General features: G+C 68.5%; 14 protein-coding genes. 7 read left to right on the top strand and 7 right to left on the bottom strand.

The features are described 5' to 3' along the window. Positions 1-13: 13 nt before the first annotated feature. A complete protein-coding gene (leuA, locus tag A5744_RS06740) occupies positions 14-1,882 on the top strand; it encodes a 2-isopropylmalate synthase (protein WP_240562983.1) in 1,869 nt (622 codons plus the stop codon). On the opposite strand, the gene A5744_RS06735 is transcribed toward leuA, so the two are convergent. The 3 genes from A5744_RS06735 to A5744_RS06725 are packed head-to-tail and all read right to left on the bottom strand — an operon-like array spanning position 1,860 to position 3,932. Continuing rightward, positions 1,860-2,450: a TetR/AcrR family transcriptional regulator gene (locus A5744_RS06735; protein WP_076059485.1), complete on the bottom strand. Its 591-nt coding sequence runs from the start codon at positions 2,448-2,450 to the stop codon at positions 1,860-1,862. The two genes, leuA and A5744_RS06735, sit on opposite strands and share 23 nt — an antisense overlap. After that, entirely contained in the window at positions 2,450-2,899 is a 450-nt protein-coding gene (locus A5744_RS06730; protein WP_076059483.1) for a hypothetical protein, read from the bottom strand. The genes A5744_RS06735 and A5744_RS06730 overlap by 1 nt, the downstream gene beginning before the upstream one ends. Before the next feature lie 40 nt (positions 2,900-2,939). Beyond that, on the bottom strand, positions 2,940-3,932 hold the full coding sequence (locus A5744_RS06725; protein WP_076059481.1) for a DEDDh family exonuclease: 993 nt from the start codon (positions 3,930-3,932) through the stop codon (positions 2,940-2,942). Between the two features lie 130 nt (positions 3,933-4,062). Between A5744_RS06725 and A5744_RS06720 the strand changes: the two genes are divergently transcribed. The 3 genes from A5744_RS06720 to A5744_RS06710 are packed head-to-tail and all read left to right on the top strand — an operon-like array spanning position 4,063 to position 6,435. Then, positions 4,063-5,292, top strand: coding sequence for a Mur ligase family protein (locus A5744_RS06720; protein WP_076059479.1), 1,230 nt, complete (start codon positions 4,063-4,065; stop codon positions 5,290-5,292). After that, on the top strand, positions 5,285-5,992 hold the full coding sequence (locus A5744_RS06715) for a glutamine amidotransferase (protein ID WP_076059478.1): 708 nt from the start codon (positions 5,285-5,287) through the stop codon (positions 5,990-5,992). The genes A5744_RS06720 and A5744_RS06715 overlap by 8 nt, the downstream gene beginning before the upstream one ends. 2 nt (positions 5,993-5,994) lie before the next feature. Continuing rightward, positions 5,995-6,435, top strand: a complete 441-nt coding sequence (locus A5744_RS06710) for a hypothetical protein (RefSeq protein ID WP_240562982.1) — start codon at positions 5,995-5,997, stop codon at positions 6,433-6,435. A 6-nt stretch (positions 6,436-6,441) separates the two neighbouring features. On the opposite strand, the gene recR is transcribed toward A5744_RS06710, so the two are convergent. Together recR and A5744_RS06700 are read right to left on the bottom strand one after the other, a co-directional pair. Further along, positions 6,442-7,053 carry a recombination mediator RecR gene (gene recR / locus A5744_RS06705; protein WP_076059476.1) on the bottom strand — a complete coding sequence of 204 codons (612 nt, stop codon included), beginning with the start codon at positions 7,051-7,053 and terminating at the stop codon, positions 6,442-6,444. A 13-nt stretch (positions 7,054-7,066) separates the two neighbouring features. Then, a complete protein-coding gene (locus tag A5744_RS06700; protein WP_076059474.1) occupies positions 7,067-7,420 on the bottom strand; it encodes a YbaB/EbfC family nucleoid-associated protein in 354 nt (117 codons plus the stop codon). Between the two features lie 97 nt (positions 7,421-7,517). Between A5744_RS06700 and A5744_RS06695 the strand changes: the two genes are divergently transcribed. Continuing rightward, on the top strand, positions 7,518-8,279 hold the full coding sequence (locus A5744_RS06695; RefSeq protein WP_205866293.1) for an Rv3717 family N-acetylmuramoyl-L-alanine amidase: 762 nt from the start codon (positions 7,518-7,520) through the stop codon (positions 8,277-8,279). Here the strand turns inward: A5744_RS06695 and A5744_RS06690 are convergent. Beyond that, entirely contained in the window at positions 8,276-8,713 is a 438-nt protein-coding gene (locus A5744_RS06690) for an SRPBCC family protein (RefSeq protein ID WP_076059553.1), read from the bottom strand. The two genes, A5744_RS06695 and A5744_RS06690, sit on opposite strands and share 4 nt — an antisense overlap. 69 nt (positions 8,714-8,782) lie before the next feature. On the opposite strand from A5744_RS06690, the gene A5744_RS06685 reads away from it, so the two are divergent. Next, the gene (locus A5744_RS06685; protein WP_205866292.1) at positions 8,783-10,177 is read left to right on the top strand and encodes an FAD-binding oxidoreductase; all 1,395 of its coding nucleotides are present in this window, start codon (positions 8,783-8,785) and stop codon (positions 10,175-10,177) included. Beyond that, positions 10,174-11,487, top strand: a complete 1,314-nt coding sequence (locus tag A5744_RS06680) for a class I SAM-dependent methyltransferase (RefSeq protein WP_205866291.1) — start codon at positions 10,174-10,176, stop codon at positions 11,485-11,487. The genes A5744_RS06685 and A5744_RS06680 overlap by 4 nt, the downstream gene beginning before the upstream one ends. Here A5744_RS06680 and A5744_RS06675 read toward each other — a convergent pair. Then, a complete protein-coding gene (locus A5744_RS06675) occupies positions 11,484-13,292 on the bottom strand; it encodes a DNA polymerase III subunits gamma/tau (RefSeq protein ID WP_076059549.1) in 1,809 nt (602 codons plus the stop codon). The two genes, A5744_RS06680 and A5744_RS06675, sit on opposite strands and share 4 nt — an antisense overlap. Between the last annotated feature and the right edge of the window lie 10 nt (positions 13,293-13,302).

Below are 13,302 nucleotides of genomic sequence, written 5' to 3'. Positions count from 1 at the left end.
GCGGGCGTTCGCGATGCGCCGGTCTGAGGTTCCCTCTGACACCCCCGGAGCAACTACCGTGACAAGTTTTTCCCAGCCATCCGGCCCCGACGCCTATACCGAGTCGTTCGGGGCGCGGACCGTCGTCAAACCCGCGGGCCCACCCGCGTCCGGCCAGCCCGTGTGGAATCCCCAGCGGGGTTCGTCGATGCCCATCAACCGGTACCGACCGTTCTTCGAGGAAGTCGAGCCCATTCGGCTCACCGACCGCAGCTGGCCCGACCGCGTCACCGACACCGCACCGCTGTGGTGCGCGGTGGATCTGCGCGACGGCAACCAGGCGCTGATCGACCCGATGAGCCCGGCCCGCAAGCGCCGCATGTTCGACCTGCTGGTGCGCATGGGCTACAAGGAGATCGAGGTCGGGTTCCCGTCGGCCAGCCAGACCGATTTCGACTTCGTCCGTGAAATCATCACCGCCGGCGCCGTTCCCGACGACGTCACCATCCAGGTGCTGACGCAGTGCCGACCGGAGCTGATCGAGCGCACGTTCGAGGCGTGCGAGGGCGCGTCGCGGGCCATCGTGCACTTCTACAACTCGACGTCAATCCTGCAGCGGCGCGTGGTCTTTCGCGCCGACCGCGCCGCGGTCCAGGCCATCGCGACCGACGGCGCGCGCAAGTGCGTCGAGCAGGCCGCCAAATACCCGGGCACCCAGTGGCGGTTCGAGTATTCGCCGGAGTCCTACACCGGCACCGAACTGGAGTACGCCAAGGATGTGTGCGACGCCGTCGGCGAAATCATCGGCCCCACACCGGACAACCCGATCATCTTCAACCTGCCCGCCACCGTTGAGATGGCGACGCCCAACGTCTACGCCGACTCGATCGAGTGGATGAGCCGCAACCTGGCCAACCGCGAGTCCGTCATCCTGAGCCTGCATCCGCACAACGACCGCGGAACCGCCGTCGCCGCAGCCGAATTGGGCTATCAGGCCGGCGCGGACCGGATCGAGGGCTGCCTGTTCGGCAACGGGGAACGCACCGGCAACGTGTGTCTGGTGACGCTCGGACTGAACCTGTTCTCGCGCGGCGTGGACCCGCAGATCGACTTCTCCAACATCGACGAGATCCGCCGCACGGTCGAGTACTGCAACCAGCTGCCGGTGCACGAGCGTCACCCCTACGGCGGGGACCTGGTCTACACCGCGTTCTCGGGCAGCCATCAGGACGCCATCAACAAGGGCCTGGACCAGATGAAGATCGACGCGGACGAAGCGGACTGCGACGTCGAGGACATGCTGTGGCAGGTGCCGTATCTGCCGATCGACCCGAAGGATGTCGGGCGTACCTACGAGGCGGTGATCCGGGTCAACTCGCAGTCCGGCAAGGGCGGGGTGGCCTACATCATGAAGGCCGACCACGGCCTGGCCCTGCCGCGGCGGCTGCAGATCGAGTTCTCCCAAGTGATCCAGAAGATCGCCGACGGCGAGGGCGGTGAGGTCTCGCCGAAGGAGATGTGGGACGCCTTCTCCGAGGAGTACCTCGCGCCGGTGCGGCCGCTGGAGCGGATGAAGCAGCGAGTCGACACCTCCGAGGAGGACGGCGGCCCGACCAGCATCGCCGCGACCGTCAAGATCAACGGGGTCGAGACCGAGATCACCGGCGTCGGCAACGGTCCGCTGGCCGCTTTCGTCCATGCGCTGGGCAAGGTCGGGTTCGAGGTGGCCGTCCTGGATTACTCGGAGCACGCGATGAGCTCCGGTGACGACGCACAGGCCGCGGCCTACGTCGAGGCGTCGGTGGGCGGTCGGACCGTGTGGGGTGTCGGGATCGCGCCGTCGATCACGACCGCGTCGCTGCGGGCCGTGGTGTCGGCGGTCAATCGCGCGTCTCGAAATTAGCGCCGCTGGGGCCGAAGAACGCGCTCAGCAGTCGATCGATTAGCCCCGCGGGGTCGTCGTCGGAGGGCATCGTGAGCTTGCTGAACACGTAGCCGTTGAGCAGGCGGCTCAGGTCGTCCATTTGTTGGGCCGTCGGGGCGAGGCCCGCCGCCTCGAAGATCAGCGTGGCGGACTTCACTGCCGCGGCCTGCAACTCGAGCAGGAACGGCTGCAGCTCGGGCCGGCGCGTGCCCTCCAGGAACAGCTCGAACCGAGCCAGCGTGTGCCGGCGGAACTGCTCGTCCGGGTGGGAAATCAGCTGCGTCATCAGCGCTTTGAGGCCGTCCCGGGTGAGCGACCCGATCGCGGCCCGCAGGGCTTCGACGCGCCGCCAATGCAGGTCGACGGTCCGTGCGGCAGTGGCTTCCAGCAGGGCTTGGCGCGTCCGGAAGTAGTTCGAGGTGGTGCCCGCGGGCAGGCCCGCGCGGTCGTCGACGTGGCGATGCGTCAAACCCCCGACGCCGGTGTCAGCGAGGATGCCGATGGCGGCGTCGAGGATCTGCGCGCGGCGTTGCGGGTTAGGCGGCATCAGCTTTTGTAGCGCAGCCGCCAGAACATCGTGAGGAAGGCCGGATACACCGCGATCAGCAGGAGGTAGCTGAACCACATCGGAAACCAGGTGACGAACGTCAGGTCCTTGATCACATAGTCGAGGTAGATGTGCAGCGGCACGCTGCCGGCGATGTACACCACCGACGCGGTGAACAGCGCCCGATGCCGGGTGTCGGCGAACCGCACGTGGCGCCACACCAGGATGCCGGTGACGCCGGCATACGCCATCGGAACCAGCAGGATCCTGTCGTTTGTCAACGTCGCCGCGTGCTGCAGGGTGAGGGCGTCGCCGAAGATCACGCGATAGAGGTGCAGCGCGTACCCGAGCGAAATGGTGAGCATGGCCGCCGGCCGGAAGAAGTAGCCGTGCCTGCGGTAGGTGTGCCACCAGGACCAATTGTGTACTACATGTGTAGTGGTAGACATGCCGCCTACGGTACTACTACATGTGTAGTGATGGCAAGGGCTAGAACAGAGCGAGCTGTTCGTCGACGGTGGTGACGTCGACGAATTCCTCCATGTTGGTGCCGCCGAGGACACCGCGCAGGGAGTCCATGAACTGCGCATCGGTCACGACGGGCACGCCCAGCTTGCGAGCCAGAAAGCCCTTGCCCTGCTCGGGGGCGGAGTCGTTACACACCACCAGCGAGGTCTCCAGGTCGACGGTGTCGCTGTAGGCCAGCCCGGCGTGCAGGATCCGCTCGACGAGTTCCTCGTGGGTCCGGCGCACCTCGGCGGCCAGCGCCACCCGCATGCCCTGCACCAGCGGCCTACCTGGGTCGTACGGCCCCGGGTTCAGATACGGGCAGGGCATCCGGGAAGCCAGCACCTTCAGTGGCCGCAGCTCGTCGTGGGTCACCCGGCCGTTCGGCCAGCGGCGCCGGGTCACCGGGCGCACGGGCAGCCAGATGTCGCGTTCGCGTGCCCGCGCCAGGGCCGACGCCAGCACCCCCGTCAGGACCATGGCGTCGTCGAAGGCGTCGTGCGGCCGTTCCTGGGTCACGCCCCAGTGCGCCGCGAGCGTCTCCAGCCGCAGATTGTCGATGCCGAGGTCAAGGCGGCGGGCCAGCTCGACCGTGCACATGACGCTGTCGACGGGCAGTTCGGCCTCGGCGAGCTCCGCCTCGGCGGCGAGAAATGCGTAGTCGAAGGCGACGTTGTGGGCCACCAGCGTGCGGCCGCGCAGCACCTCGATCACGTCGCCGGCGATCTCGCCGAACTGCGGCTGGTCCTCCAACATCGCGGCGGTGAGGCCGTGCACGTGGGTTGGACCGGGGTCCACCCCCGGGTTGAGCAGGCTGACGACGGATTGCTCGACGTTGCCGTGGGCGTCGAGGCCCAGCGCGGCAAGGCTGATGATCCGCGCCTGACCTGGGCGGAAGCCCGAAGTCTCGACGTCGATGACGGCCCAACCCCCGTCCGGCTCGCTTGCCGGGCGACCCCAGGACACCCCGTTCATAGCCTGAGGATTGCACGTCAGACCGACATCACCGGTTCGCTGCGCGCCGTGTCGTCAACTAAATCGATGAGGGCGACCCGCCTCGCCCGGCGGCGAGCGCCGCGCTTGCGATCGCCCTTAAACTCACCGCGTGGTCACCACCCGCGCACGTCTGGCACTCGCCGCAGGAGCGAGCGCGCGATGGGCGTCGCGGGTCACCGGGCGCGGCGCCGGCGCGATGATCGGCGGCCTGGTCGCCATGACGCTCGACCGCTCGATCCTGCGTCAGCTCGGCGCGGGCCGCCGCACCGTCGTCGTCACCGGAACGAACGGCAAGTCCACGACCACCCGGATGACCGTCGCGGCCTTGGGGACGTTGGGCGCCGTCGCCACCAACGCCGAGGGCGCCAACATGGACGCCGGCCTGATCGCCGCGCTCGCCGCCAACCGCGATGCGCCCCTGGCGGTCCTGGAAGTCGACGAGATGCACGTGCCGCACGTCTCCGATGCGGTGGAACCCAGCGTCATCGTGCTGCTCAACCTGTCGCGCGACCAGCTGGACCGGGTCGGCGAGATCAACGTGATCGAACGCACGCTGCGCGCCGGCCTGGCGCGGCATCCGCGCGCGGTCGTGGTCGCCAACTGCGACGACGTGCTGATGACGTCGGCCGCCTACGACAGCCCCAACGTGGTGTGGGTGGCCGCGGGCGGGGCGTGGGCGAACGACTCGGTGAGCTGCCCGCGAAGCGGCGAGGTCATCGTCCGCGAACGGGGCCACTGGTATTCGACCGGCGCCGACTTCAAGCGGCCCAGCCCGCAGTGGTGGTTCGATGACGAGACGCTGTACGGGCCCGACGGCCTGGCCCTGCCGATGCGGCTGACGCTGCCCGGCGCGGTGAATCGCGGCAACGCGGCCCAAGCCGTGGCCGCCGCGGTGGCGCTGGGCGCGGACCCGGCTCAAGCCGTCGCGGCCGTCGCGGCGGTCGACGAGGTCGCCGGGCGCTACCGCACGGTCCGAGTCGGCGCGCACGACGCGCGGATCCTGCTGGCCAAGAATCCGGCGGGCTGGCAGGAGGCGCTGTCGATGGTGGACAAGCACGCGGCCGGCGTGGTCATCGCGGTCAACGGCCAGGTGCCCGACGGCGAGGACCTGTCCTGGCTGTGGGATGTGCGCTTCGAGCACTTCGAGGACACCCAGGTGGTCGCCGCCGGGGAACGCGGCACCGACCTGGCGGTGCGGCTGGGGTATGCGGGCGTCGACCACACCCTGGTGCACGACACCGTGGCGGCCATCGCATCCTGCCCGCCGGGGCGGGTGGAGGTCGTCGCCAACTACACCGCGTTCCTCCAGCTGCAGCGGGCACTGGTGCGCCATGGCTGACTCAAAGGTGCGGATCGGGCTGGTGCTGCCCGACGTGATGGGCACCTACGGCGACGGCGGCAACGCCCTGGTGCTGCGCCAGCGGCTGCGGTTGCGCGGCATCGATGCCGAGATCGTCGAGATCACGCTGGCCGATCCGGTGCCGGAATCCCTGGACCTCTACACGCTGGGCGGCGCCGAGGACTACGCGCAGCGGCTGGCCACCAGGCACCTCATCCAGCACCCGGGGCTGCAGCGCGCGGCGGACCGCGGCGCACCCGTGCTGGCGATCTGCGCGGCCATCCAGGTGCTCGGGCACTGGTACGAGACGTCGGCCGGGGAACGCGTCGACGGCGTGGGCATGCTGGATTTGACGACCACGCCGCAGGACAAGCGCACCATCGGCGAGCTGGTGACCAAGCCGTTGCTGGCCGGCCTGACCCAGCGCCTCACCGGTTTCGAAAACCACCGCGGCGGAACGGTTTTGGGGGCCGCGGCCGCACCGTTGGGCGCGGTGGTCAAGGGCGCGGGCAACCGGGCCGGCGACGGCGTCGACGGCGCGGTCCAGGGCAGTGTGGTCGCCACGTACATGCACGGGCCGTGCCTGGCCCGCAACCCGGAGCTGGCCGACCTGCTGCTGAGCAAGGTGGTGGGCGAACTGGAACCGCTGCAGCTGCCCGAGGTGGAGCTGCTGCGCCGCGAACGACTGGCGGTGCGCTAGCCGTGCGCGCCGTGATGGAGAAGATCAGCCCGCGGCTGGCTGCCTGCGCAGCGCTGCTCGGCGCGGCTGTGTTCGTCACAGGGCCGACACCGGCGCACGCCGACTACGACGTCCCGAACGGCCGGTACAACGTGCTCTACCAGGACAGCGACAAACCGACCGCCTGGCTTTTCGTCCCGTGCGGCTCGGACTGCACCCTGGCGACCTCGCAAGATGGCGGCACGTTCGTCATCAGCTGGGAATTCCACCTCGCCAATGGGCGATGGACGCACAGCGGCACGGCCCAGGCGCGGTGCCCAAACGGCGCATCGGCCCCGGTGAACGTCATTTACAGCTTCGATGCGGTGTCGCTTGCCGGCGAAGGCCTGACGACGACGTCGGACGGGTGCGGTGACGAGCCGGGCAAGACCTTTACCAGGTCATTCCAATTGAGCAAAGTCTGAGGGACGTCAGGCCATGGCCCGGCGGCCGGTGAGCGCGCGGCCCAGCGTCAGCTCGTCGGCGAACTCCAAGTCGCCGCCCATCGGCAGCCCGGACGCGATCCGCGTCACGGTCAGGCCGGGGATGTCGCGCAGGATCCGCACCAGGTAGGTCGCGGTCGCCTCGCCCTCGGTATTGGGATCGGTGGCGATGATCACCTCGGTGATGTCGACATCGTCGACCCGTTCACCGATCCGGCTCAGCAGCTCGCGGATCCGCAGCTGATCGGGGCCGACGCCGGACAGCGGATCGAGCGCACCGCCCAAAACGTGGTAGCGGCCGCGGAATTCGCGCGTGCGCTCCACGGCCTGAATGTCCTTCGGCTCCTCGACCACGCACACCACCGACGCGTCGCGACGGGTATCGGAACAGATCCGGCACCGCTCGTCGTCGGACACGTTGCCGCACACCGCACAGAACCGCACGCCGTCGCGGACCTTCGCCAGCACGGCGCTCAACCGGTCGATATCCGCCGGCTCGACGGACAGCAAGTGGAAGGCGATGCGCTGCGCGCTCTTGGGTCCGATACCCGGCAGCTTGCCGAGCTCGTCGATCAAATCCTGGACGGGTCCCTCGAACATGGCGGTGGGAGGATCAGAGCCCCGGAATTTGCGTCGGCGGGGCAGGCGGCTGGCCGGGCGGGCCACCCATGCCGCCGGCCAGCGACCCCAGCTGCTCCTGCGCCATCGCGGTGACCTGCTTGGAAGCGTCGGCCATGGCGCCGACGATCAGGTCCTGCAGCGTTTCGACGTCCGCGGGGTCGACGACCTTCGGATCGATCTTCACGCCGACCACCTCGCCGCTGCCCTTGACGATGACCTCGACCAGGCCGCCGCCGGCGTGCCCGTGCACCTCGGAGTTCGCGAGCCGTTGCTGCGCTTCCATGAGCTTTTGCTGCATCTGCTGCGCCTGGGCGAGCAGCGCCGACATGTCGCCTCCGGGTTGCATGACAATCCCCTCGCATCTTGGTCTCGAGTTGGTTTCGCCTGTGGATGTCGGCGATTCGAAACACTCAGCGTAGACCGCGCGCCGTTACCTTTGCGCCGTGGACCTACGAGTGAGCAGGCGTGTCGGGATCAAAATGACGATCGGCGCGCTGGTTGCCGCGTCGACGGCGGTGACGCCGGCCGCATGGGGAGTCCCCGCCAACATCGCCGGCATGGTCGTGTTCATCGATCCCGGCCACAACGGCGCCAACGACGCGTCCATCACGCATCAGGTGCCCACCGGCCGCGGCGGCACCAAGGACTGCCAAACCAGCGGGACGTCGACCAACTCCGGCTACATGGAACACACCTTCACTTGGGACACCGCGCTTCGGGTCCGCGCCGCGTTGAACGCGCTCGGCGTCCGGACCGCCATGTCCCGCAACAACGACACGGGCGTGGGAGCGTGTGTCGACGCGCGCGCGGCCGCGGCCAACGCGTTGCGCCCCAACGCGATCCTGAGCATCCATGCCGACGGCGGCCCGCCATCCGGGCGGGGCTTCCACGTCAACTATTCGGCCCCGCCGCTCAACCAGGCGCAGGCCGGGCCGTCGGTGCAGTACGCGCGAATCATGCGCGATCAATTGCAGGCGTCGGGCATTCCGCCCTCCTACTACATTGGCCAGGACGGACTCTATGGGCGGTCGGATCTGGCCGGCCTGAACCTGGCGCAGTATCCGTCGGTCCTGGTCGAGTGCGGCAACATGAAGAATCCGGTGGATTCGGCGCTGATGGAGTCGCCCGAAGGCCGGCAGAAATACGCCGACGCACTGGTCCGCGGTGTCGCGGGTTTCCTGGCCACACAGGGCCAGGTGCGCTAGCTTTCGAGTTCCTTTTTCAGGTTGGCCAGCACCTCGGCCTGGATTTTCTTCAGACCCAGTGGCGCAAAGGTCTTTTCGAAGAATCCCTTGACGCCGCCCGCACCGGTCCAGCTGGTCTTCACGGTCACGCTGGATCCCGGGCCCGCGGGAGCCACCGTCCAGTTGGTGACCATGGACGAGTTTGCGTCCTTCTCGATGACGGTGTGGCCGGCGACGTCGACGTTCACCTGCACGTCGCGGACCCGTGATTTGGTCGCCTGCAGCCGCCACTTGGCAACCGTCCCGGCGCCCTGCCCGCCTTGGGTGACCTGGTACTCGCTGTACTGCGGGGACAGGATTTTCGGGCGAACGTTCTGATAGTCCGCAACCGCGGCCAGCGTGGCCTCCGGCTCGGCGTTGATCAAGATCGTGCTGGCCGCGCTCACCTGGCCCATCAGGCGCAACTCCTCTTTCCGATGCCGCCCGCGCGGGTGCACGGGCTGTTTCCGAAGACTAGGGTATATGTGGTGCCAAGCCCTGGATCTGCACTCTCGGCTCACACGTCGGGCGTTGATCGGTTGATGGCGAGTTATCGGTCCATCCCAGCAACGTCCGCGGTCCGGCTCGCCAAGCCCAGCTCAAATCTCTTCCGCGCCCGCACCAAACGCGACGCGCCTGGCCTGGACACCTCGGGGCTGACTCAGGTGCTCGGTGTCGATCCGGAGGCCCGCACCGCCGATGTCGCGGGCATGTGCACGTATGAGGACCTGGTGGCCGCGACCCTGCCGTACGGTCTTTCGCCGCTGGTGGTGCCGCAGCTGAAGACCATCACCCTCGGCGGTGCGGTCAGCGGCCTGGGTATCGAGTCGGCGTCGTTCCGCAACGGTCTGCCACACGAATCGGTGCTGGAGATGGATATCCTCACCGGCGCTGGCGAATTGGTCACCGCTTCCCGCGGCCAGCACGCCGAACTTTTCCGCGCTTTTCCCAATTCGTATGGGACGCTTGGATATTCGACCAGGCTCCGCATCGAGCTGGAGCCGGTGGCGCCGTTTGTGGCGCTGCGCCACGTCCGGTTCCGCTCGTTGCCCGACCTGGTCGCGGCGATGGAGCGCATCATCGACACCGGCGGGCAGGGCGGCACTCAAGTGGACTACCTCGACGGCGTCGTGTTCAGCGCCGACGAAAGCTATCTGTGCGTCGGCAGGCGGACCACCACTCCCGGCCCGGTCAGCGACTACACCGGCAAAGACATCTACTACCGCTCGATACAGCACGACGCGGCGGGCATCGAAGCCACCAAAGACGATCGGCTGACGATTCACGACTACTTCTGGCGCTGGGACACCGATTGGTTTTGGTGTTCCCGCGCGTTCGGCGTGCAGAATCCCCGATTGCGCCGCTGGTGGCCGCGCCGCTACCGGCGCAGCAGTGTTTACTCCAAGCTCATCGCGCTGGACCAGCGCTTCGGCATCGCCGACCGCATCGAGGTGCGCCACGGTCGTCCGGCGCGGGAACGGGTGGTGCAGGACGTCGAGGTGCCGATCGAACGGGTCGTGGACTTCCTCGAATGGTTCGGCGAGAACGTGCCGATCACACCGATCTGGTTGTGCCCGTTGCGGCTTCGCGATCATGAAGGCTGGCCGCTGTATCCGATGCGGCCCGACCACACCTACGTCAACATCGGGTTCTGGTCCTCGGTGCCGGCCAGTGACTCCGCCGAGGGCGCAACCAACCGGGCCATCGAGGCGAAGGTCAGTGAGCTCGACGGGCACAAGTCGCTGTACTCCGACTCCTTCTACACCCGCGAGGAGTTTGACGAACTCTACGGTGGGGAGGCCTATAAGACGGTCAAAAAGACCTACGATCCCGATTCGCGTCTCCTCGACCTCTATGCAAAGGCGGTGCAACGGCGATGACAACGACACGAGAGCCCGAACGCCCCACCAAGTCGGGCAAATTGAGCATGGCGGAGATCCTGGAGATCTTCACCGCCACCGGGGGACAGCCGCTGAAGTTCACCGCGTACGACGGCAGCACCGCCGGCAGCGACGACGCCGAGCTGGGCCTGGATCTTCGGTCGTCCCGCGGCGCCACCTACCTGGCGACCGCCCCCGGCGAACTCGGTCTCGCCCGCGCCTACGTCTCGGGTGATCTGCAGGCGCACGGCGTGCCCCCCGGGGATCCGTACCCCCTGCTCAAGGCGCTGACCGACAGGGTCAACTTCAGGCGGCCGTCGGCGCGGGTGCTCGCCAACGTCGTCCGCTCGATCGGTGTGGAACACCTGTTGCCCGTCGCCCCACCCCCCGAAGAGGCGCCGCCGCGGTGGCGCCGGGTCGCCGCCGGCGTCATGCACAGCAAGACCCGGGACGCCGAGGCCATCCACCACCACTACGACGTGTCCAACACCTTCTACGAGTGGGTGCTGGGCCCGTCGATGACCTACACCTGCGCGGTTTACCCCAACGCCGACGCAACGCTGGAAGAGGCCCAGGAGAACAAGTACCGGCTGATTTTCGAGAAGCTGCGGCTGCAACCGGGCGACCGGCTGCTCGACGTCGGCTGCGGCTGGGGCGGCATGGTGCGCTACGCCGCGCGTCGCGGTGTGCGGGCGATCGGCGCCACCCTGTCGGCCGAGCAGGCGAAGTGGGCGAAAAACGCGATCGAGGCCGAAGGACTCGCGGAGCTTGCTGAAGTGCGGCACTCCGACTACCGCGACGTGGGCGAGGCGGGGTTCGACGCCGTTTCCTCGATCGGGCTGACCGAGCACATCGGCGTCAAGAACTACCCCGCCTATTTCGGCTTCCTGAAGTCGAAGTTGCGAACCGGCGGCCTGCTGCTCAATCACTGCATCACCCGGCACGACAACAAGTCGACCCCCTTCGCCGGCGGGTTCACCGACCGCTACGTGTTCCCGGACGGGGAGCTGACCGGCTCGGGCCGCATCGTCACCGACATCCAGGACGCCGGTTTCGAGGTGTTGCACGAGGAGAACTTCCGGCATCACTACGCGATGACGCTGCGTGACTGGTGCCGCAATCTGGTCGAGCACTGGGACGAGGGGGTCGCGGAGGTCGGGTTGCCCACGGCCAAGGTGTGGGGCCTGTACATGGCGGCATCACGAGTGGCCTTCGAGCGCAACAACCTTCAGCTGCATCACGTGCTGGCGGCCAACGTCGACGAGTGGGGCGACGACGATCTGCCGCTGCGGCCGTGGTGGCAGCCCTAGGCGTTATCGATTCGGCGCGCGCCCAACTCGTTCTGTAATAGCTCGAGCGCGGCCTCTTCGGGGTCGCGGCGCGGCGCCGACGGCTCGTCGCGCCCCGCTTCGGCGAGCATGTGTTCCTCTTCGTCCCGCCGGGCCGAATCCGCTTCGGCGGGCTCCTCCGCGGGAGGGTCCGGCTTGGCGGGTGGCGGGGCGCTCGGCGCGGGTTCCGCCGCGCCGGCCTCACACCGCACTCGCCAGTTCACTCCCAGCGCGTCCTTGAGCGCTTCGGCGATGACGTCGGCGTTGCGCTGTTCGGACAGCCGCTTGGCCAGCGGCGCCGAGGCGTGGGTGAGCACCAAAGTGTTGTCCTCGATCGCCCGGACGGTGGCGCCGGCGAGCATGACCTCGGTGGTGCGGCTGCGCTGGCGCACCTTGTCCCGCACCGTGGGCCACATCGTTCGCACCGCGGACGCGTTGAGTTCGCCTGGGGCAGAGGCTGATTCGGGGACCGCGTCAGGGACCTGCTCGGGGGCGGCTTTGGGCGGCGCCGGTGCAGGCGGTTCGGGGACCGGGGTGGGCTTGGGTGCCGCGGCCCGTTTGGGCGGCGGGCTGGGCGCGGCGGGCCGTGGCGGGGGCACCGCGCTGTCGGCAGCCTCTGACGCCGGGATGGAGACGCCCAGCCGGGTCTCGATCCGCTCGACGCGTTGCAGCAGCGCCGCCTCGGCATCGCTGGCCGAGGGCAGCAGCAGTCGCGCGCAGACCACTTCGAGCAGCAGGCGTGGCGCCGTCGCGCCGCGCATCTCCCCCAGGCCCGCCTGCACCACCTCGGCGTAGCGCGTCAGCGCCGCCGGCCCGATGCGTGCCGCCTGCTCGCGCATCCGGTCCAGCACATCCTCGGGCGCGTCCACCACGCCGCGGCTAGCCGCATCCGGAACCGCTTGCAGCACAATGAGATCGCGGAACCGCTCCAGCAGATCGGTGGCGAAGCGCCGCGGGTCGTGGCCGGCGTCGATGACCGATTCGACAGCTCCGAACAACGTGGCCGCATCCGAAGCGGCCAGCGCGTCGACGGCGTCGTCGATCAAGGCGACGTCGGTGGCGCCCAGCAGGCCCAGCGCCCGCTGATAGGTCACGTGCTGGCCCTCGGCACCCGCCACCAACTGGTCCAGCACCGACAGGGTGTCGCGGGGCGAACCGCCGCCGGCGCGGATCAGCAGCGGATACACCGCGTCGTCGACGACGACGCCCTCCTGCTCACAGATCCGCCCGACCAGCGCCCGCATGATGCGCGGCGGCAACAGCCGGAACGGGTAGTGATGGGTGCGCGACCGGATGGTCGGCAGCACCTTCTCCGGTTCGGTGGTGGCGAAGATGAAGATCAGGTGTTCGGGGGGTTCCTCGACGATCTTGAGCAGCGCGTTGAAGCCCGCGGTGGTCACCATGTGTGCCTCGTCGACGATGAACACCCGGTAGCGCGACTGCGCCGGCGCATAAAACGCGCGGTCGCGCAGCTCGCGGGTGTCGTCGACGCCGCCGTGGCTGGCCGCGTCGAGCTCCACCACATCGATGCTGCCGGGCGCGTTGGGGGCCAACGCCACGCAGGATTCGCACACGCCGCACGGGTTGGCCGTCGGCCCCTGCGCACAGTTCAACGACCGGGCCAGGATGCGCGCCGAGGACGTCTTGCCGCAGCCGCGCGGCCCGGAGAACAGGTAGGCATGGTTGATCCGGCCGGCTTCCAGGGCGATGGACAGCGGTTCGGTGACGTGCTCCTGCCCCACCACTTCGGCGAAGGTTGCCGGTCGATACTTGCGGTAGAGGGCCACGCTCAGCAGG

The organism is Mycobacterium sp. IS-1264 (assembly GCF_001954195.1).
GTDB lineage: Bacteria > Actinomycetota > Actinomycetes > Mycobacteriales > Mycobacteriaceae > Mycobacterium.
The sequence above is the reverse complement of the archived record's forward strand: the minus strand, read 5'-3'. Positions and strand labels throughout refer to the sequence as shown.